This window comes from Bacillus pretiosus, assembly GCF_051294775.1.
Classification (GTDB): domain Bacteria; phylum Bacillota; class Bacilli; order Bacillales; family Bacillaceae_G; genus Bacillus_A; species Bacillus_A wiedmannii.
In genome coordinates, this window is sequence record NZ_JBPPHF010000006.1 from 25,603 (window position 1) to 45,144 (window position 19,542).

Below are 19,542 nucleotides of genomic sequence, written 5' to 3' on the forward strand. Positions count from 1 at the left end.
ATACTTGAAAAAGCTAGCGTTTTAAATATACATAATTTGATTAATTAAAGCTAGATACGAAAAATCTCTTATACTATTCTTCAAGTTCTATCCATTCTTGTGACCATTTTTCTATTCCGCGAATAATGGATTCTAAAGCAAATCCTTTTTGAGTTAAAGAATATTCTATACGAACTGGTGTCTCAGGAAAGACCTTACGCTCTACAATTCCTTCTTGTTCTAATTCCTTTAGTCTTTCTGAAAGTAATCTTCCGCTGACAGGAAGAGAGGATTCAAGCGTACAAAAACGCTGAGATCCAGAGAAAAGTTGGAAAATAATTAGTGCTGTCCATCTTTGACTAAAAAATCTCATTCCTTTTTCAAAGTGAGGGCATAATGTAGAATCATTCATTTTACTTCACCTCCTAAAAGAAATTATATAACATCTTACAATTAGTAACAAATTTTTTTATAATTAATTACTTGACGTAAACTGATTGTAAATGTATACTCACTTACATAAAGTAACTAAGTTATTTTATATAACTAACAATTCTTTTCTCTAATTTGCTAAAGATATGATGATACATATTGAATATAAGCTAAGAGAACAAGAATATCATTTGTAAAAATACTTACGTTGTGTAAGTTAAATAATAAAAAATATAAAATGGAAGAGAACTTTTTAGAGATTCTCTAAACTAGGAGGTACCTAATGGTTACAACAGATACAATTCATATGTTAGAAGATAAAATTCAATTAATACATCAAGATGGAAAAGAGATTTATCTTGTTGGCCCTATCAAATTACCAATTAATTTATATGGGGAAACGAAAATTTTCCAATGGTATTCTTGGTTACAAACTAATGAAGTTACGAATGGTATAGAAGGTATTATTGAAAAACTATCATTTCTTAATTTAGCAGATATGCAACAATCTAGTGTACTTGTGTACGGTGATTTTGAGAATGCTGAAGATGCACTGATTCGTATGCATAGTATTTGTCATACGGGTGATATTTTTGGTAGTAAACGTTGTGATTGTGGGTTCCAATTAAAGCAATCCTTACAAATGATTACAGAACATGGCGCAGGCGCTCTATTCTACCTAGCAAATCATGAGGGAAGAGGAATTGGTTTGTTTAGTAAAGCGATGACGTATATCCTGCAAGAAAACGGCTTAGATACAGTAGAAGCTAATTTAAATTTAGGTTTTGATGATGACGTTCGTAATTACGATGATACAATTGAAGTATTAAAAGCATTACGCTTAAAACCTGTAAAGTTGATTACAAATAATCCAAGAAAACTAGAAGCGTTGCAAAAAGCAGGATTAAATGTTACGAGTCGTGAGCCATTATGGGGGGACGTCTCAGAATTCAATGAGAAATATTTACAAACGAAAATCCATCGCTCTGGGCATTTTGAGGGAGGTCATTTACATGGGTGAGCATGAGAAATATATGAGGTTAGCCCTTGAAAATGCTAAGGCTATGAAGGGACAAACTACTCCAAATCCACTGGTTGGATCCGTAATTGTAAATAACAATCGAATTGTAGGAATCGGAGTACATATGAAGGCGGGGGAACCACATGCCGAAATACACGCGATACGTATGGCGGCAGAACAGGCCCGTGGTGGCACGATTTATGTTACCCTAGAGCCTTGTTCTCATCATGGAAGAACAGGTCCTTGTGCAAAAGCAATTGTACAAGCAGGAATTAAAAGAGTAGTAGTTGCTACACTTGATCCTAATCCTCTTGTTTCTGGACGTGGCATTAGAATTCTACAAGATGCTGGTATTGAAGTAATTGTAGGAATCTATGAAGAAGAAGCGAGAAAGATGAATGAAGTCTTTAACAAATATATTATGACAAAACGTCCATTTGTAACGGTTAAATCTGGTGTTACATTAGATGGGAAAATTGCTACGTCTGAATCGGATAGTAAGTGGATTACATCTGAAGAAGCAAGACAGGATGTACATCAGATAAGAAATGAAAATGCAGCTATTTTAGTAGGGGCTAATACAGTACAAAAAGATAACCCTTCATTAACAACGCGTATTCCAAATGGACGAAATCCAATTCGGGTGATAGTAGATTCTACCTTACGGATCTCAATGAAATCAAAAGTTGTTACAGATGGAGAAGCTGCTACCTGGATCTTTACAACAAATAATCATGATGCAGTGAAAAAGCAAGCATTAGAACATGCAGGTGTCAAAGTGTTTGTTACTAGTGGAGAAAAACATATAAATTTACATGAAATGCTTGATATTTTAGGACAAAAAGGGGTTTCTTCTCTTCTTATTGAAGGTGGAGGAGAGGTGAATGCATCGTTTATTGAAAATAAATTAATGGATAAACTTGTATTGTATATCGCACCTAAGATTATTGGGGGAAGAATGGCACCTAGCTTTGTAGAGGGTACAGGCATTACTAAAATGCAAGATGCAATTGAATTTAAGGATATATCATTTACCCAAGTTGGAAAAGATTATAAATTTATTGGTTATCCTGAATGTGGTGAATATGAGGAAGAAGGAAAATAAAAAACTACTTATTTTTTACATTAAATGAAGTACAGAAAGGGGCGATGAAGAGTGAAGTTTGGATTTGATATCGATGATACTTTAATTGATTTAAGACAGCATGCTTTTCATTTATATAACAAAAAATTAAACAAAGAAGTAGGATTGGATGTATTTCATTCTTTAAAAACAATTGAAATTCATGAAGCATTTGGCATGACCTCCGAGGAAGGTGGTCAGATGTGGAACAGTTTGCTTGATGAAATTTATTATACTTCTTGTTTACCGTTTCCATATGCAGTAGAGACATTACAAGAATTAGAAAGACAGGGACATGAAGTATATTATATAACTGCGCGACCTAAAGAACATGGAGAGCAAACAAAAAGATGGTTACTGGAAAAGAATTTTCCAGTACATGAGGATCGCTTTTTCTATGGGATGAAAGATGAAGAGAAAATACATTTCATACAGGAAATAAAGCTAGATTATTTCTTTGATGATAAGCCAGCTGTCTTAGAAACTTTAATAGGACAACCAATTAAAGTGTATGCAAAAAATACTTCTTACAATGATTACCTTAATATTCCCCGCATTACAAGTTGGACTGAATTGATAGATATCGTAAAAAAAGATACATATGTAGATAACTAAAAAGAATTCAAATGGAGTCAAAATTATCTGGGGCTAGATATTTTTAAAAGGAAAGACATATGTGGTATGTCTTTCCTTCTTTTTGTATATCATCATTATTTTACATTTAGTAAATAGGAAATATTTTTACAAAAACGATTAATATCTGATTATTTGTTAAATCTTAATTTAAAATATATAATTGAATTTCATAAAAGTTTGTGATATAAAGCACATATTAATTTTTTTAATACATTATTTATAATTTGAGGTGTATAGAATGGGGAAATCCCGCGAGCAGACGATTGAAAACATCTTAGAAGCGGCTAAGAAAAAATTTGGAGAGCGTGGTTATGATGGTACAAGTATCCAAGAAATCGCAATAGAAGCAAGGGTAAATGTTGCTATGGTTTCATATTATTTTAAAGGGAAAGAGAATCTTTACTTAGAAGTGTTTAAAAAATATGGTTTTGCAAAAAAACTACCCAATTTTCTTGAGGAAACACAGTATAATTCTAGAAATGCTCTTAGACAATATTTAACTTTCTTTATTACACATATAAAACAACATCCTGAAATTGGAGCGCTTGTATATGAAGAAATTCTCAAGGAAAGTTCACGATTAGAAAAAGTTAAACCATATATTATTGGGAATTTCGAACAATTAAAACAAATTTTATTGAAAGGGAAAGAACAAGGCGTTTTTCATTTCTTTTCAACGAATCATGCAATTTATTGGATTACATCTATTGTCTTATTTCCGAAATTCAAAAAATTTATTGATTCCATTGATCAAAAAGATGCTGACGATATGAAAACAGAGTGGATAACAGATGATCTTGTAAACAGAATTATTTCTTCATTAATACATAATCCAACATTGTGAACTACTCGCCACTTAGCAAAGCTTGAAGTGGGAGCTTCTCAGTTCCACGACGAAAGTAACCTTTCGACTCCCTGAGCGTTACTTTAGGGTGTTCCCCCCTAGATGTCCGACGCATGGACATTCTTTTGGTACGGTTGATATGTTATGCAGAGACCGAATGGCTTGTTTTTCGCACTCTATTTTCTTTCTGCAACTTCTTATATCAAACTATCAATGAATTTCATATAGCTCGTTTATCAAGAGTTTCTGGCTATGACAAACCGAAATTCATTTCCGACTTATAATTGAAGTTTCACACCTTCAAAATTTTGAGGAAGGAGTATATTATCAGAAAACAATAAAACCTTATTAATTTTTCAAGTAATAATTACTTTAATCCAATGATATCAATGTTTAAAATATGTTACGATTTAAACGGGGAGGGGAAAATATGAAAATGATACAAGAGGATATGTATAAAGAACTAATAGATACAAAAAGAACGGTTACTATATTTTTGAAAAGTGGTGTTCCGATACGAGGACAAATACTTTCAATGGATACATACTCTGTCCTTGTAATGGCTCATAATAAACACCAATTAATTTATAAACAAGCTATTTCTACTATTACTAAGTAATTTTTCAAAGTTAATAAAATTTTAGTTTTAAGACAATAGATTTTATAAAAAGCAAAAATGATATTGGCTTAATATATTCTATTAAAAAAAGAAAAAGCATAATTCTTCTTTCTCGCAATATAAAGAAGGGTTATACTTTTTCTTTTGATTTAGATGTTCAAATACCCCCAAATGATAAAATTTTACTAAACGCACAAATAGGGACAAGAAAGCGTAGCGTTTGATTAAAATTTAGAGTTTTAAAGATTTCAAGGTTAATTTCATATAAGTATCCATTCGCTGCTCTAGTGAGTACCTACCACCTAAAAGACACCAGTCTAATATAATTCCTCTAGCAATTATAAAAAGATACGTTGTGATTTCTTCTACAGTCATATCATTTATTAATTCTTTTTCCGTTCTTCCTTTATAAACAAGATTATTTAGAGTTCTATAAATTAAAGAAGGTTCATATACAAATATTCTTTTGTTGAAGTCGTTAAGGAGATTTATATGTAACTCTAATTTAGTTGTATATTCTGCTATGCATTGGAAGAAATTCAAAATAGTTTTTCGCACTGTCGTATGTTGATCTATACTTTCTAATTCAACATGTAGGTTTTGTTCAATTTGTTGAAATAATTTTTGATAAATATCTTCTTTGGAAGAAAAATAATGATAAAAAGTGCCTACGGAGATATTTGCCTTTTTACAAATATCCTCAATAGTTAGATTTTCAATTTCTTTTTCTTTCGTTAAATTTAAAAACACAAGAAATATATTGTTCTCTGTTTGTAGAGCTTGTTGTTTTCTTTTCGTTAATTTTTTTTTTTGCACCCCTTATTCCCCCTTACCTATATAGTAACTGATATCTTAAAAGTGAAAAAGTATTTTGAAAATTCGTGTTATTATTGTATAATTCTCAATACACCGAATGAGATTCTATGAATATGATTCGGTGTATTAAGAATTATTTTTTGGAGGGGAGATTGTTATATATGAAAACACCTTATCAATCAATTTTTATGATTCCTACAAATAAGTTGGTAGGAAAAGAGGCTTTAGGAGATCCATATGAACCATTTGCATGGTATAAGGAGATGCGAGAAAAAGAACCTATTTATTTTAATCCTCAGGCTGACATGTGGAATGTTTTTTTGTACGATGATGTAAAAAGGGTTTTAGAGGATAAAGAGTTTTTTTCTAATGTTATGCCAGAGGAAAAAAAGTCTCCATTTCCACAAAGTATTCTTGGGATGGATCCACCAAAACATACGCAAATTCGGTCTATTGTACATCGATCTTTCACTCCTAAAGCAGTAAAGGTATGGGAGCCGAGAATTCAGCAAATCACAAATGATATTCTTATTCAATTATCTAATCGTGAAAATTTTGATATTGTCCAAGAGTTATTTTATCCTTTACCGGTTATAGTAATTGCTGAAATGTTAGGTGTTTCTGTTAATGATATGGAAAGATTCAAGAAGTGGTCTGATATTATAGTAAGTTCACCCAGTCATGATGATCCGGATTATTTGAAAGAATTTTTTCATATACGTTTACAAGCAGAAAATGAATTAGAGGAATTTTTTGAAGAAATCATACAACTCAATCGAGAAAAATCCAAAATAGATTCAAATGACATTATTTCTTTATTGGTTCAAAGTGAAATAGACAAAAATATTTCGGGCAAGGAAATAGTATCATTTTGTAAATTACTATTGGTAGCAGGAAATGAAACTACAACTAACTTACTTGGAAACTCATTATATTGTTTGATAGAACATCCAGATGTTTATAAGCAAATACAACAGGATATATCTCTTGTTCCAAAAGCAATTGAAGAAGTACTGCGGTATCGTTCACCAGCTCAAAGAATTGTACGAAAAGTAAAAAAAGAGGTTCAATTAGGAGGCCAAACTCTACAAGTAGATCAAATCATCTCAGCTTGGCTCGGATCAGCTAATCGTGATTCTCTTCATTTTCAAGATCCTGATAGCTTTAACATACATCGTAGTCGAAATCCCCATCTTGCATTTGGCCATGGAATACACTTTTGCTTAGGTGCTCCCCTAGCTAGATTAGAAGCTAAAATTGTATTGACGGAATTAATGAAAAAATATAAATCATTTTCGTTTATTGACCATAATCTTCCCGTTCCTATCTCAAGTGTTAGTTCTGTATATGGTTTGAAATCTCTCCCTGTTAAAAGTGAAATTATTCATATAAAGTAAATAGTTTGGCTCTGGTACAGGCTGTACTAGAGCCAACTCTATTTATAAACTAGAACTATCAACATCAGACTATCTGTAAAAGAAGGTTTGGCTGTTATATCAATTTTTATCCCTAAGGATTTTGTTATAATTGTTGCGGCGGAAGCTCGATCTAACGTAGCGTTTGAGCCAAAGGTACCATCTGGTAAACCTGATATGGCTTGTTTTTCCAATAAATAATTAACAGATTGCTCTGCCCACTTTGGAACATCAGGAAACTTTTGAGTATCCGCAAAAATACTAGAAGAATAGGATAATATAGCCCCCGCAAGAAGACCTGTTGTAATTAATTTGCGCTTCATAAAAATATACACCTCTACCAATCTATTGTATTACCAAATTGAGATTTTTTATTTTTATATTTATATGTTTGTGATGATGCTGACATCTATAGCAATTCGGTGTAACGATTATAGTTACTTATATGCATAAGTGTCAATGAATAACTTTACTAAAAATGTTTAATATTTACATAAAAAAATTAATATAAATTAATTTTATTCACTAAAAATTAATAATGTGTTGACGTATTAATATATACTTAACTATAATTAATCAATATTAATTGAGATTGATTTTCAAGTTTGTTTACAAGTTTAACAAGTATACAAAAACTAACTTGAATTTAATTAAAAAAGTTGAATATAAACTTATATTTGTTCATTGACACTTATATACAGGTAGCTAAAATCGTTGAACCAAATGTATGTTATGCTTAAAAATTTTTAAAAGATACGTATTGATAGAAAACCTTTTCTCTATATACTCTGTTGGATAAAGAACCTTTATTTATGCAACAGAGTATATATATTGTCCATTAACAATATAGTTAATTATTCAATAATCTCACCAACATTTATTGCAACTTTTCATTATTAATTCTTAATAAAGGGATAATATAAATTAGTTGCATGAAAATGGATAGAAATTAAGATTTAGAAGGAGAATATTTTATGAAATCCAGGTTAATTGCTACAGGAATTATTGCAGGAAGTCTACTATCCTACTCATCTAATATATTTGCAGATATCAAGAAATTCCCTGATGTTCCAAAGTGGGCAGAGCAATCTGTTAATTATTTAGTAGATAAACATGTATTAAGTGGCTACCCAGATGGGATTTTTGGGTCAAATGATTCATTAGACAGAGCTTCTGCGGCGACTATTATGACAAGGGTTTTGGGTATGCAAATTGACTTCAATGCCAAACCTTCCTTTACAGATTCTCAAGACCACTGGGCTACTCCGTATATTGCTGCAGCTGAAAAAGCTGGTATCATTAAAGGAGAAGGGAATGGCATCTTCAATCCATCCGGTAAAGTAACTCGCGCCGCCATGGCGACCATGCTAGTAAATGCTTATAAATTACAGAGTACAACACATGATAATGGCCAAAGTAAATTTGAGGATTTAAAAGGGCATTGGGGAGAAAAATATGCCAATATTTTGATTGACTTAAAAATTTCCGCTGGTACTGATAATGGTTGGCAACCAAATAGGTCTATAACACGCGCCGAGGCCGCTCAACTTACTGCTAAAACAGATATGTTGCAACAAAATCTAAACGATGGTTTAGAAGGAAAAGAAATCATTACTGCTACATCATATGAAGATTTAAACTTAACAGTGGCTTCTAATATTACTGCCCAAGAGATTGATAGTTTTATTGCAAAATACCATTCAGATAGTCCGTTAGTTGGACATGGGCAAGATTTTATTAATGCGCAAAATCAATACGGTGTCAATGCACAGTATTTAACAGCACATGCAATTTTAGAGTCCGGATATGGAAAATCAGAAATTGCATATCGAAAACACAATTTATTTGGATTACGTGCGTATGATAAGGATCCGTTTAAATATGCAAAATATTTACCAACCTACGGCGACAGTATTGCTTATAATGCTAATTATGTACGAGAAAGATATTTAGAAGAAGATGGCATGCATTATAACGGACCAACATTAGCTGGTATGAACGTAAAATATGCATCAGACAAAGGCTGGGCTGGAAAAATTGCAAATATTATGGAACGTATTAAACCTTTCCGTGCGGAAGACTATACATCTGCAAAAAAATTACCAAAGAATCCTGAAACATTAGATGTTGAAGCGTTATCTAATAACACTCCATATAACATGTATGAAGATGGGACAACAGCAAATGTTGTATCAACAGCTGCTTATTACCATGTACCGTATCCATTTAACTTAAAAATTAAAAGTAAATCAGATGTAGCAGTCGAGGAAAATAAAGTTGGTACAGTAACTCGTGGAACAAACATCTTTATTTATCGTGAAGATCCAAATGGATGGGTGGAATTCTCTTTTGAAACTAATGGAGAAAAATACTGGACATTAAAAAGTAAATTAAGTATGTAATTAGAAAGGTCTCTAACTGCTCTTAATCTTTTAGATTTTAATCTCAAATAATTATGAGACAAGTTTTTTACTTTTTTTAAATACAGTTATGTATACAAAAAAGTTAGAGAATTATTTTCTCTAACTTTTATGCGCTAGTATTTGAAATTAAAAAGATGGTGGGGTTACTCCAAATATAACAGTGACTTTATGCAAAGAGGTGTTTTCCCATTTATGTTTTGCATATGGTGGTATTTTAACACTATCACCTGGATTAAGAAGTAGAACCTCATCATTTAGATATAGTTTTACTTGTCCTTCCATAACAAATGCTATTTCTTCACCTTTATGTGCCATAGGCTCCATAGAAGAAGCGGTTTGAGGTAACAGATTCATTAAAGCTAATTCCAGTGATCCATCTAAATTAGGTGATAATAACTCATACGAAACATTGCCACTTTCAGGGAAAGTTATTTTTTTTCTTTGATTAGCTCTTACAACTAATTCTTCTGTATTGGTATCTTCTAAGAAAAAATTAAATAAAGCAATATTTAATGCTGCAGAAATTAGTTTTAGTGTTTGTAAGGATGGATTCGTGATTCCTTTCTCAATCTGACTTAACATGGAAGGTGTTATATCAGCTAATTCAGCTAACCGTTTACTAGTTAATCCGGCACCTTTTCTAAATACCATAATTTTTTCACCGATATTAATATTGTTCATATGCGTAATCCCCTTTAAATAAGTGAATAAAATTAAAATTAATTTTATTCACTTATACTAAACATGTTGTTAATATACTTAATTATAATAAAGTATGATTAATTTTCAAGCACCTGCATAGTTGTGAGAATAGTAAATAAGACGAGAAATGATTGATACTTATTCTTCCATGCGAATTATTAAGTATGATGACCTGATTATATGATTGAATTTCTGTATAAGGTTTTGGGATTGACAATAATGCAATAGCGGATGGACTGGCACTTGGAATATCATCTGGGTTTGTAGGGAAAGCAATAGAACCATTTTTAAGTGGAGCATATACAGTTGATGATAATCATTTATATAAGCTATTAAAAGAAATAGTGGGTAAAGAGGATATTTAGCTAGAACCATCAGCATTAGCAGGAATGATTAGACCTATTAAATTGCATAAAGGGGGGCGAGGCTCTTTACAAAATAATGATTTAAAACATAAATTGAATCAAGGTACACAAATTGTATAGGGAACAGGAGGAAGTATGATTCCAAAAAAAGTAATGGAAGAATACTATCAAACAGATTCTCAGTTAATTAAAAAGAAGTTCTAATACGTAAATGAAAACATATGAGTAAACACTAATGCTTTATTATAAAATTTTTCAGGAAGTGAAAACATTATGAAATCAGCTTTAACTAACATTATGATCTCCTTAATTCTTGCAGTAGGAGGGGTCATTTCGCTTTTGTTTACTTTAATGGGAGGTCAAGATTGGATCTGGGATTGGGTAGGGCTATTACTGGCATATCTATCTTTGGGCATTTTAATAGGCTTATATAATAAAACGGTGGATTACAAAACATTTCCTAGAATACTAAAAAGAATTTTATTTATTTCCTTTAATGCTACAGTATTAGGAATAATAATAGGGATAACATGCCAACTATTAGGAAAGGCGAATCTTACTATAATGATGTATTTTTGGTTGATAATGTTATTACTACATTTTATTACTATAATAACATTAGTTATCCTAGTATTTGTACATCAAAATATCCAAAATCACAGCCTGTCATATACATTTATTGTAATTTTAAACATTTTTCTTACCCTAGGACCAGTATTATATCCTTTGGTTCTAACTATCATAGGAAATGGCATGAATGCTAGTGCAGGACACTAATTTTTACCTATATAGATTATTAAAATAAGTAATCTAAAATTGAGATTGGTTAAGTTAAAGAGCTTTATAAGCTAATAGAATAATATAACTAAACAACATAAATTGGAATAATAGGATAGGAAGAAGATTATAATATGAAAATTAAGCTTAAGAAAAAAAGAATTATAAGTGTATTGTTGGCTATTACATTAGTAGCAATAGGGTATTACATGTTTCAATCTATTACAAATCCTAAGCTGGTAAATGCGGAAGAGATAAACAGTGTTCAACAAGTGAGCAGTCTACCTAAAAATGAATTGAAAAAATCGATACCTAATCGTTTTGATGGTAAAGAAAGAAAAGTTGCATATTTAACTTTTGATGATGGACCAGGAAAATATACAGCTAACCTATTAGATGTATTAAAAAGAAATAATGTGAAAGCAACATTCTTTTTAATTGGCGACAATGTGAAAAGGTTCCCAGATTTAGTGAAACGAGAGCATGTAGAGAGCCATTATGTGGGCATGCATAGTATGACACATGATTTTAAAAAGCTATACACCAATCAGCAATATGTTAAGGAAATGAAAGAGGATCAATCTTTAATTAGAAATGTTATTGGAAACTTACCGAAATTAACACGCCCACCATATGGATCGATGCCCGGGTTAAATGAATCACTTCGAAATGAAGTGGTCGGAAATAATTTAAAAGTATGGGATTGGACAATTGATTCTTTAGATTGGAAATACAATAAATTACCCGTTGATGTAGCAGCAGCAAAAATTGTTCAAAATGTCTTAGCTGGTGCGACGTCTTCAAAAGAAATTATTTTAATGCATGATATTCATCCACAATCTGTCTCGGCAGTTCCAGCAATTATAAAGGGATTAAAAGAAAAAGGTTATGAATTTGAAGCTTATGATGAGAGTAATCATTTTTCAATAAACTTCTGGCATGATAACCGAATATAAAAAGTATTTATTAGTTAAATGAATGGAATAAGAAATTGATATAGGGTTTAAATATATGTAAGAGCGCGTTGACCTAAATATATAACAACACGCTCTTTTAACCATTTATTTTTTATTATTTAAATTTAAGTATAGGGTTTTTTATTGTATGTAAATAATTAAATATCTTTTATTTTTATACAATAAATTACTTAATCATTATATGAAAATGGAGTGAATTTAATTGTCGTTTTTAAAAAACAGTAAAATTGGCACAATACTAAACGCAATGGTAGTTATAGCAAGTGTCTCTTGTATCATATTATCTATACTAGGATTTTGGGGCCTTAAAAAAGGGGAGCATGCTTCTACTACTATGTATGAAGATAGTTTGTTACCTATTCAGTGGATAGGAGCTATAGAGTCTAATTTTTATCTTATTAATATGAATGTAAAAGAAACGATCCTATCAAAAGATGAAAAACGAATAAAAGAACTTTTAATAGAAATAGATGTAGCTCGTGCAGAAACTGATCAGTTATTAAAGAAGTTTGAGACAAGAGTTAGTTCTAATAGAGAAAAGGAATTGTATAACACATTTTATACAATATTCAAGGACTTAAGAACACAACTGAAAAAAGTGCAAGATTTGGGACAATCTAATAATGAAGAAGCATATGCTTATTACCTAAAAGAGGTTGATCCTAATATGAAAAAGTCAATTCAGGTAATTCGCGAACTTATCGAATTTAATAATAATAATGCAGATCAATTACAAAAAAATAATACTGACAGTGCAAAAAATACCATGATGCTGTTTGTTAGTATCTCCATTATAGCAATTGCAATCGTTATTTTTATTGGCTATATCATTAAAAAAGCTATTAATCAACCAATTGTATTATTAGAAACGGATATGGCAGGGGTATCTGCAGGTGATCTAACGATACGTACTTCTTATAAATCAAATAATGAATTGGGGAATATTGTAACGTCTTTTAATAGTATGTTGGATAACTTGCAACAATTAATTGGAGAAGTAAAAAATACAACACAAGAGGTTATTTCTTCTACCAATGGAATGTTAAAAGATACTAAACGAGCATCCCATATTTCAAGAGAAGTTGTTCAAACAATATCTGAGGTTGATAAAAAAATAGAAGGGCAAGTTACAAGTATTCAAGAAAGTTCATCTTCAATGGAAGAAATTACGACTGGAGTTCAAACAGTAGCTGAATCTTCAGCAATGGTTACAGAAGTAGCTGTCACAACAACAGAACAAGTCAATTCTGGCAGTGAAGTGATAAAGCAATCTATACTTCAAATGAATAGTGTTCATGAGGTTGTTGAAGAAACTTCTAAAGTAATTGGGAGGCTTGTTACACGTACGCAACAAATAGATAAAGCTCTGGATGCAATCACTAATATTGCTGAACAAACAAACCTTCTTGCCTTAAACGCATCAATTGAAGCTGCACGTGCTGGAGAAAACGGCAAAGGATTTGCAGTAGTGGCAGCGGAAGTAGGAAATTTAGCTGAGCAGTCTAAAACATCTGCATATGAAATCAATCATTTAATACAAGCCATTCAACAAGATACAAAAGATACAGTTGCTGCAATGCAAAAAGGCCAACAAAAAGCTTCAGAAGGAAAAGAAACAGCTAATAAAGCAGATCAAGCATTCTCATCTATTATGGTGGCGATTAATAAAATCACTAGCCAAATTCAAGAGGTATCTGCAGCGACAGAAGAAATGTCTGCCGGTACAGAAGAAGTCAATGCCTCTATGTCCAGTGTTTCTGAAACTTCAACGCAAGTAGCTAAGGAAACAACTCAAACTGTACAGTCTATCCAATCACAAGCAGCATCAATCGAGGAGATATCGAATCAATCGAACAAAATAAAAGAAAAAGTAGAAGCATTGTCAGCATTAGTTTCAAAATTTACTATCGAGAAGCAAGACAAAGAGCAATCAAATATAATGTAAGAAAAATAAAAAATTGCTATTAAAATAGGGCAATTTTTAGGTCTGGTTAACAGTTAAATTTAAATAGTTAATTATATTGTTGGATTTCCCACTCGGAGTTATTAATAGAAATAACTATTTTTTAATCAAAAGACATTTACTTATGAATTAGAGTAAGTAAATGTCTTTTAAATATAAGTTTTTAATTAATATAATACCTGCATCCTTATGTTTATATGTAAATATTTGTTAATGTGATAATATTAAATTTTACAGAAGCTATTGTTTATAAAATAGTATCCACTTTCTTGTCTCATTAGGAGAACATGATAGTCCAAATTTATGTTAATGGGCATAGGAAAGGATTCTACAAACATTAAATACGATTGACAACACGAGATTACAAGTGTAATATTCAGTTGTAGATTACAAACGTAATACAGGGAGGTGTAATTTTAAACAATGAAAGAATTACCGAAAATTTCGGAAGCTGAATTAGAAGTAATGAAAGTATTATGGTCAAAATCTCCACAAACGGCAAATGAGGTGATCGAAGCGTTAGAGGTGAAAATGGATTGGAAACCCAAAACGATTCGAACGCTGATTAATCGATTAGTTCACAAAGAAGCAGTGGCTTACCATCAAGATAAAGGGCGTTTGTACTCTTATTATCCTTTGGTATCGCAAGATAGTTATTTACAAGTAGAAACGAAATCTTTACTTAAACGTTTCTATGGTGCAGCATTTAAACCTTTACTTGTAAATTTCTTAAAAGAAGAAAAGCTGTCTTCAGAAGATATTAACGAACTTAAACGTATTCTGGATGAGAAAACTGAGGAAAATCAGAGGAAGGATAGATTATAGTGATAGAAAAATTTATAAATATCTATCTACCTGCTTTTTTTGATTGGATGATTGAGACTTCCATTATGGCTAGTATTTTAGTGGGACTAATCTTGTGTATCAAGGTCTTGTTTAGAAATAAGTTAACTCCACGCTGGCAGTATATGCTATGGATCATATTAATTATAAGACTTGTTTTACCTTGGTCGCCAGATAGTTCCTATAGTATCTATTCTGTTCTTACTTACAAGAATGATGATGTATTCATTTCTAGCCGAAATCCTGTAGCTAATTTTCTTATAAAAGAACGTATGCAAGGATTAAAAGATATAGACGATACAAAGATGCTCACAAAAGAAGATACTTATACCTCAAGTTCAACAAAAACTGCTCAGGCAAACAAGACACAAACAAGCATTAATGAAAAGCAGGATGATGAGTCGATTTCATTCTATACAATCTTTATGTACATTTGGTTTACTGGCGTTATCCTTCTAAGTGTTGCTACTTTTATAATGAACAGACGTTTATTACTTTACATAAAAAAAAACCCTATTATTACAGACGAGAAGATTGTCCAGATTTTTGAAAAGTGTAAGCAATCTATGTCTATTCAACGGAATATACCTCTATTTGTATCTGGAAAGGTTTCCAGTCCAACAGTGTTTGGATTTATTCGTCCCAAGTTGCTATTGTCAACTGTACATATGAAAATATTAGATGAGCAACAGTTACGATATATTTTTCATCATGAATTAGCTCACATCAAGCGAAGAGATGTTGGTGTGAACTGGCTTATGCACGGCTTACTAATTTTAAATTGGTTTAATCCAATTCTATGGTATGCCTACTCATGTATGCGGGAAGATCAAGAACTAGCATGCGATGCATTAGCTCTTACATGTATAGATGCAGAGGAACAAATTGCGTATGGACATACTATTATTAGTCTATTAGAACACTACTCAAGTTATTATCAAGTACCAAGTATAGCAAATTTTAGTAAAAACAAGAGAGCGTTAAAAAGGAGAATTCTAATGATTAAAAGATTCCAAAAAAAATCATATCGTTGGTCTGCGATAGGGGCTGTGGCAGTGATTGCAGTATCATCTGTATCCTTATTAAATGCCCGTGCTGATAAGCCGACTAACCCTGAGAAACAACAAATAGAAGTGAAATATAATATGAAAGAAGTAAAAGCACAAACCGATATTTCTATACAGCAAATTGTAGAAAAAATGATTGGTACAAAAGAACGGGCAGATGCAGAATTTTTTGTTTCAGAGGGAGAGTATAATACTTTACTTAAAGAAGTTGGTTTGGCACGAAATCTGTTTACAAAAGAAGAATTTAAACGATTTATTGATTTAGAAACAGAGGCATATACTTTGGGTAAAAAAGTAAAGTTAGTAGGAAGTCCTGAAAAGTTAGATTCAGAAGAACAAAAAAAATATCAGAAAAACAGTGAAGAAATTGGACCATTTAGACAGAAAATCACTTCGGAATTTACATTAACTAAAAAGGAAGCACAGAAATATGTTGATTTTCCAATTAAGACCCCAAGTTATGTGGTAAAAGGGTTTAAATTAACTGGAGAAGGTGTTACAACACCGAAGACTACTGGAAAAATGAATCCCGATTTTATTTATGAATATCAAAATGAAAGTAAAGATAATGTATATATTGTGCACCAATCTGCAGTTACTGATGATGCAAAAAATTTCTCGAATAAAAGAGCGGAGTATAATGAAAAGGTAACAAATTATGAATTAGAAGGTACAAAAATAACCTTAGTTGAAAGTCTTGATCCAGAGGAACCCTCTAAAGCAATGCAAATGATTGTTCCTGCAAAAGGAAAGAATAGCGCTTATCAAGTCTTTATTATTACAGGTGATTTAAGTAAAGAAGAAACAGAGAAAATTATGCTGTCCTTTCTAAAATAAAAATAGGGTCTCAGGATCCCGTTCTTGAGGCTATATTTTTTTAGCTTAAACGAAACCTATAAGTGGGAAGAGAAATTAGTATAGTCTATATAATAAGAAAGTAAAATGATATTTAGTTTTGCTAGCTTGATTGAGGTGGATAAAAAATAACAATTTAAAACATAAATTGAATCTAGGTAGGTATATTGTATGGAGAACAGGAGGGAGTATAATTCAAAAAGAAGTAATGGAAGAATACTAGCAAATGGTGATGTATTTTACCGCTATCACCTGGATTGAGAAGTAAAACCTCATCATTTAGATATAGTTTTACTTGAGATGAAGCGGTTTGAGGTAGCAGATTCATATTAAAGCCAATTCCAGTGATCCATCTAAATTAGGAGAGAATAACTCATACGAAACATTACAGCTTTCAGGGAAAGTTATTTTTTTCTTTGATCCGCTCTTACAACTAATTCTTCTGTATTAGTATCTTTCAAGAAAAAATTAAATAAAGGAATAGTTAATGCTACAGAAATTAACTTTAGTGTTTGTAAGGATGGATTCGTGATCCCTTTCTCAATCTTAATTAACATGGAAGGTGTTATATCAGCTATTTCAGCTAAACGTTTACTAGTTAATCCTGCACCTTTTCGAAATGCCATAATTTTTTGAACAACATTAATATTGTTCATATAAATAATCTCTATTAAATGAGTGAAGTATATTAAATTAAAATTAATTTTATTTACTTATACTTAATATACCGTTAATATATATTTAATTAAAATAAATTATGATTAATTTTCAAACTGTCAACTGATGCGAAAACGTGGAAAAAGGATCTACTTAGAAGTAAAGAGATTACTGTTATTGAATATACAACAGACTATAGTAAAGCGGTAGAAAAAGGGAGTACAAGCTAATAATGTATTCTTAAGTTTTTAAAGGACGTGAAATGAATATGAAACCTGTTTTAAAATATATAATTATTTCCCTTGTTTTTTCAATAGTAGGGGTGTGTTGGGCGCTGTTTGACATCTTTATGTTAGATGCAGACTGGCTATTGATTTGGATAGGTGTATTAATGGCATATCTATCGTTGTATATTGTGATAGATCTATATAGTAGAAAATCGTACGACTCAAAATTGGCTAAATTGCTTCTAAAAACAATAATTACAACCTTTAGTTTTGGAGCATTAGGAATATCATTCGGAGTTGTACACGAGATATTAGGACCATTGAGTCTTACTTTAATGACATGGTATTGGTTTATAATGCTATTTTTATATTTAATACCCATAATATTATTAGTGATTTTAGTATTGGTAAATAGTAAAAATCATAATTTTCCTGGGGTATATAGTATACTTATACTTCTAAATTTACTTCTTACGTTATGGCCGTTATTATGGCCGTTATTTATTAATTTTATGGGATCTGCTATGAATGCAAGTGCAGGATGGTAGCAACTCACAGATTATAAAAGGATTAAAATAAAAAGGTTATGAATTTTAAGCTTATAACCGAATATAAAAAAGTATGAATAAGTTAAATGAATGGAATAAGAAATTAATATAGGGTTTAAATATTTGTAAGAGTGTGTTTAGCTAAATATATAACAACACGCTCTTTTGACTGGCTATTTTTTATTATTTAAATTTTTTAAAATAATATTGATTAAATGTGAAGTGAAAATTCATTTAGAATTTATATTAGTAACGAAAGATATTCAAGAAGTATCTACTTTCGTGTCTAAAAAGTATCCATTTTCATATCTTTCTACAATTTAAGGTAAAAGGGGAGTTCTACTTCCCATCTTCTGAAGTGTTCGTTAAATGAGAATTTAACATAAATTAGAATTATAAGAATCCGTAATTTTTAATCATGTCTAATAAAAAAAGTGTTTATATATACCAATTAATGTAGAATTTAAATTATGTATTTTTTATGTAATAAAAGTAAATTTTAAGCGAATTATATCTAGCTGTTGTTTATAGGAAAGGAAGAAAAAGAATAAGAGTTCAGCAATGCAAAATTGCTAAACTCTTATTCTTTTTCCTATTCTCCCCAAACTATTTTTATAGTTGTTTCCCAAAGTTGCTGCATCACTTATAACGATTCTTGTTCTTCCATCTGTAAAATTATTTGAAGTGAACAAACGATTAGGAATTAATAAGCAGAATAAATCTATGGTTATTCCTGAAAATATATCTTCAAATCATTTTACGGAATAGTGCATTCCAAATCAATTAAATAGTATTTTATATTCAAAGTGGTAGTAATATAAAACTACAAACATTACATGGGATATGCATACACAATTACTATAATAATTTAAAAAAAGTTCATTATTTCGGATAGTCAAAGAAATGTAAGAAACATGATACCCTAAAAGAAGAATTACTCCCACACATTTCACTTTTAAGATCGAAGTTAATTAATATACAATTTTAAAAAAACAGAAAATATAGACAAATATGATTGGTAATGTTATCATAAAGTGGAAGTTATTTGGAAGGTGGTGATAACAATGGAAAATAAAGTATTAGATACTTTAGAAGAATTCGATCAAGAAGTATATGCACGTACTTCTGATAACAACATGCCGTCTCATGGTAGTTCTGAACCCCTTACTGCTGAAGAGAGGGCACAATTAGAATCTGCAATTTCATTCTAATACATAAGCGTACTTGGTTAGGAGATTTATTTACTAATCAGT

General features: G+C 31.0%; 17 protein-coding genes and 3 pseudogenes. 15 read left to right on the top strand and 5 right to left on the bottom strand.

Translation table 11 applies throughout. The features are described 5' to 3' along the window. Positions 1 to 73: 73 nt before the first annotated feature. Positions 74 to 391, bottom strand: coding sequence for a winged helix-turn-helix transcriptional regulator (locus ACSG5Z_RS24575; RefSeq protein ID WP_435712384.1), 318 nt, complete (start codon positions 389 to 391; stop codon positions 74 to 76). 303 nt (positions 392 to 694) lie between these two features. On the opposite strand from ACSG5Z_RS24575, the gene ACSG5Z_RS24580 reads away from it, so the two are divergent. From ACSG5Z_RS24580 to hfq, 5 genes are all read left to right on the top strand, one after another. Further along, positions 695 to 1,432: a GTP cyclohydrolase II gene (locus ACSG5Z_RS24580; RefSeq protein ID WP_404520289.1), complete on the top strand. Its 738-nt coding sequence runs from the start codon at positions 695 to 697 to the stop codon at positions 1,430 to 1,432. After that, positions 1,425 to 2,537 carry a bifunctional diaminohydroxyphosphoribosylaminopyrimidine deaminase/5-amino-6-(5-phosphoribosylamino)uracil reductase RibD gene (gene ribD / locus ACSG5Z_RS24585; RefSeq protein WP_435712385.1) on the top strand — a complete coding sequence of 371 codons (1,113 nt, stop codon included), beginning with the start codon at positions 1,425 to 1,427 and terminating at the stop codon, positions 2,535 to 2,537. Before ACSG5Z_RS24580 ends, ribD begins: the two co-directional genes overlap by 8 nt. A gap of 51 nt (positions 2,538 to 2,588) precedes the next feature. Further along, the gene (locus tag ACSG5Z_RS24590; protein WP_088609985.1) at positions 2,589 to 3,170 is read left to right on the top strand and encodes a 5' nucleotidase, NT5C type; all 582 of its coding nucleotides are present in this window, start codon (positions 2,589 to 2,591) and stop codon (positions 3,168 to 3,170) included. Positions 3,171 to 3,429: 259 nt separating this feature from the next. Beyond that, positions 3,430 to 4,035 (top strand): TetR/AcrR family transcriptional regulator, encoded by a 606-nt coding sequence (locus tag ACSG5Z_RS24595; protein ID WP_435712386.1) that lies wholly within the window; start codon positions 3,430 to 3,432, stop codon positions 4,033 to 4,035. Positions 4,036 to 4,465: 430 nt separating this feature from the next. After that, positions 4,466 to 4,654, top strand: coding sequence for an RNA chaperone Hfq (hfq, locus tag ACSG5Z_RS24600; protein WP_088609988.1), 189 nt, complete (start codon positions 4,466 to 4,468; stop codon positions 4,652 to 4,654). 231 nt (positions 4,655 to 4,885) lie between these two features. Here hfq and ACSG5Z_RS24605 read toward each other — a convergent pair whose 3' ends face one another. Next, positions 4,886 to 5,470, bottom strand: coding sequence for a TetR/AcrR family transcriptional regulator (locus tag ACSG5Z_RS24605; protein ID WP_435712387.1), 585 nt, complete (start codon positions 5,468 to 5,470; stop codon positions 4,886 to 4,888). Positions 5,471 to 5,631: 161 nt separating this feature from the next. On the opposite strand from ACSG5Z_RS24605, the gene ACSG5Z_RS24610 reads away from it, so the two are divergent. After that, on the top strand, positions 5,632 to 6,867 hold the full coding sequence (locus tag ACSG5Z_RS24610) for a cytochrome P450 (RefSeq protein ID WP_088609990.1): 1,236 nt from the start codon (positions 5,632 to 5,634) through the stop codon (positions 6,865 to 6,867). Between the two features lie 68 nt (positions 6,868 to 6,935). Here the strand turns inward: ACSG5Z_RS24610 and ACSG5Z_RS24615 are convergent. Then, positions 6,936 to 7,208, bottom strand: a pseudogene (locus ACSG5Z_RS24615) (S-layer homology domain-containing protein); the annotation flags it as partial. 651 nt (positions 7,209 to 7,859) lie between these two features. On the opposite strand from ACSG5Z_RS24615, the gene ACSG5Z_RS24620 reads away from it, so the two are divergent. Continuing rightward, positions 7,860 to 9,287 (top strand): S-layer homology domain-containing protein, encoded by a 1,428-nt coding sequence (locus ACSG5Z_RS24620; RefSeq protein WP_435712388.1) that lies wholly within the window; start codon positions 7,860 to 7,862, stop codon positions 9,285 to 9,287. A gap of 147 nt (positions 9,288 to 9,434) precedes the next feature. Here the strand turns inward: ACSG5Z_RS24620 and ACSG5Z_RS24625 are convergent, their stop codons facing one another. Continuing rightward, positions 9,435 to 9,989 (bottom strand): helix-turn-helix domain-containing protein, encoded by a 555-nt coding sequence (locus tag ACSG5Z_RS24625; RefSeq protein ID WP_074565440.1) that lies wholly within the window; start codon positions 9,987 to 9,989, stop codon positions 9,435 to 9,437. 227 nt (positions 9,990 to 10,216) lie between these two features. Here ACSG5Z_RS24625 and ACSG5Z_RS24630 point away from each other — a divergent pair. The 6 genes and pseudogenes from ACSG5Z_RS24630 to ACSG5Z_RS24655 form a co-directional block, all read left to right on the top strand. Then, positions 10,217 to 10,579, top strand: a pseudogene (locus ACSG5Z_RS24630) (pyridoxal-phosphate dependent enzyme); the annotation flags it as partial. A gap of 69 nt (positions 10,580 to 10,648) precedes the next feature. Next, entirely contained in the window at positions 10,649 to 11,152 is a 504-nt protein-coding gene (locus ACSG5Z_RS24635; RefSeq protein WP_435712389.1) for a DUF3902 family protein, read from the top strand. A 134-nt stretch (positions 11,153 to 11,286) separates the two neighbouring features. Then, positions 11,287 to 12,108, top strand: coding sequence for a peptidoglycan-N-acetylglucosamine deacetylase (locus ACSG5Z_RS24640; protein WP_435712390.1), 822 nt, complete (start codon positions 11,287 to 11,289; stop codon positions 12,106 to 12,108). A gap of 223 nt (positions 12,109 to 12,331) precedes the next feature. After that, complete coding sequence (locus ACSG5Z_RS24645) at positions 12,332 to 14,074, top strand: methyl-accepting chemotaxis protein (protein ID WP_435712391.1); 1,743 nt, start codon at positions 12,332 to 12,334, stop codon at positions 14,072 to 14,074. Between the two features lie 441 nt (positions 14,075 to 14,515). Beyond that, on the top strand, positions 14,516 to 14,917 hold the full coding sequence (locus ACSG5Z_RS24650) for a BlaI/MecI/CopY family transcriptional regulator (protein ID WP_000661422.1): 402 nt from the start codon (positions 14,516 to 14,518) through the stop codon (positions 14,915 to 14,917). Beyond that, positions 14,917 to 16,839 (top strand): M56 family metallopeptidase, encoded by a 1,923-nt coding sequence (locus ACSG5Z_RS24655; protein WP_435712392.1) that lies wholly within the window; start codon positions 14,917 to 14,919, stop codon positions 16,837 to 16,839. Before ACSG5Z_RS24650 ends, ACSG5Z_RS24655 begins: the two co-directional genes overlap by 1 nt. A gap of 253 nt (positions 16,840 to 17,092) precedes the next feature. Here ACSG5Z_RS24655 and ACSG5Z_RS24660 read toward each other — a convergent pair. Continuing rightward, positions 17,093 to 17,513, bottom strand: a pseudogene (locus tag ACSG5Z_RS24660) (helix-turn-helix domain-containing protein); the annotation flags it as partial. Between the two features lie 269 nt (positions 17,514 to 17,782). On the opposite strand from ACSG5Z_RS24660, the gene ACSG5Z_RS24665 reads away from it, so the two are divergent. Continuing rightward, positions 17,783 to 18,289, top strand: a complete 507-nt coding sequence (locus ACSG5Z_RS24665; RefSeq protein ID WP_435712393.1) for a DUF3902 family protein — start codon at positions 17,783 to 17,785, stop codon at positions 18,287 to 18,289. Between the two features lie 1,064 nt (positions 18,290 to 19,353). Next, on the top strand, positions 19,354 to 19,500 hold the full coding sequence (locus ACSG5Z_RS24670; RefSeq protein ID WP_170955027.1) for a hypothetical protein: 147 nt from the start codon (positions 19,354 to 19,356) through the stop codon (positions 19,498 to 19,500). The last annotated feature ends 42 nt before the right edge of the window (positions 19,501 to 19,542 follow it).

Bases quoted from the DNA above. Each gene is read 5' to 3' on its own strand.
- ACSG5Z_RS24650 (WP_000661422.1), top strand. From the start codon at position 14,516: ATGAAAGAATTACCGAAAATTTCGGAAGCTGAATTAGAAGTAATGAAA.
- hfq (WP_088609988.1), top strand. From the start codon at position 4,466: ATGAAAATGATACAAGAGGATATGTATAAAGAACTAATAGATACAAAA.
- ACSG5Z_RS24625 (WP_074565440.1), bottom strand. From the start codon at position 9,989: ATGAACAATATTAATATCGGTGAAAAAATTATGGTATTTAGAAAAGGT.
- ACSG5Z_RS24595 (WP_435712386.1), top strand. From the start codon at position 3,430: ATGGGGAAATCCCGCGAGCAGACGATTGAAAACATCTTAGAAGCGGCT.
- ACSG5Z_RS24580 (WP_404520289.1), top strand. From the start codon at position 695: ATGGTTACAACAGATACAATTCATATGTTAGAAGATAAAATTCAATTA.
- ribD (WP_435712385.1), top strand. From the start codon at position 1,425: ATGGGTGAGCATGAGAAATATATGAGGTTAGCCCTTGAAAATGCTAAG.
- ACSG5Z_RS24620 (WP_435712388.1), top strand. From the start codon at position 7,860: ATGAAATCCAGGTTAATTGCTACAGGAATTATTGCAGGAAGTCTACTA.
- ACSG5Z_RS24575 (WP_435712384.1), bottom strand. From the start codon at position 391: ATGAATGATTCTACATTATGCCCTCACTTTGAAAAAGGAATGAGATTT.
- ACSG5Z_RS24640 (WP_435712390.1), top strand. From the start codon at position 11,287: ATGAAAATTAAGCTTAAGAAAAAAAGAATTATAAGTGTATTGTTGGCT.
- ACSG5Z_RS24670 (WP_170955027.1), top strand. From the start codon at position 19,354: ATGGAAAATAAAGTATTAGATACTTTAGAAGAATTCGATCAAGAAGTA.
- ACSG5Z_RS24635 (WP_435712389.1), top strand. From the start codon at position 10,649: ATGAAATCAGCTTTAACTAACATTATGATCTCCTTAATTCTTGCAGTA.
- ACSG5Z_RS24610 (WP_088609990.1), top strand. From the start codon at position 5,632: ATGAAAACACCTTATCAATCAATTTTTATGATTCCTACAAATAAGTTG.
- ACSG5Z_RS24665 (WP_435712393.1), top strand. From the start codon at position 17,783: ATGAAACCTGTTTTAAAATATATAATTATTTCCCTTGTTTTTTCAATA.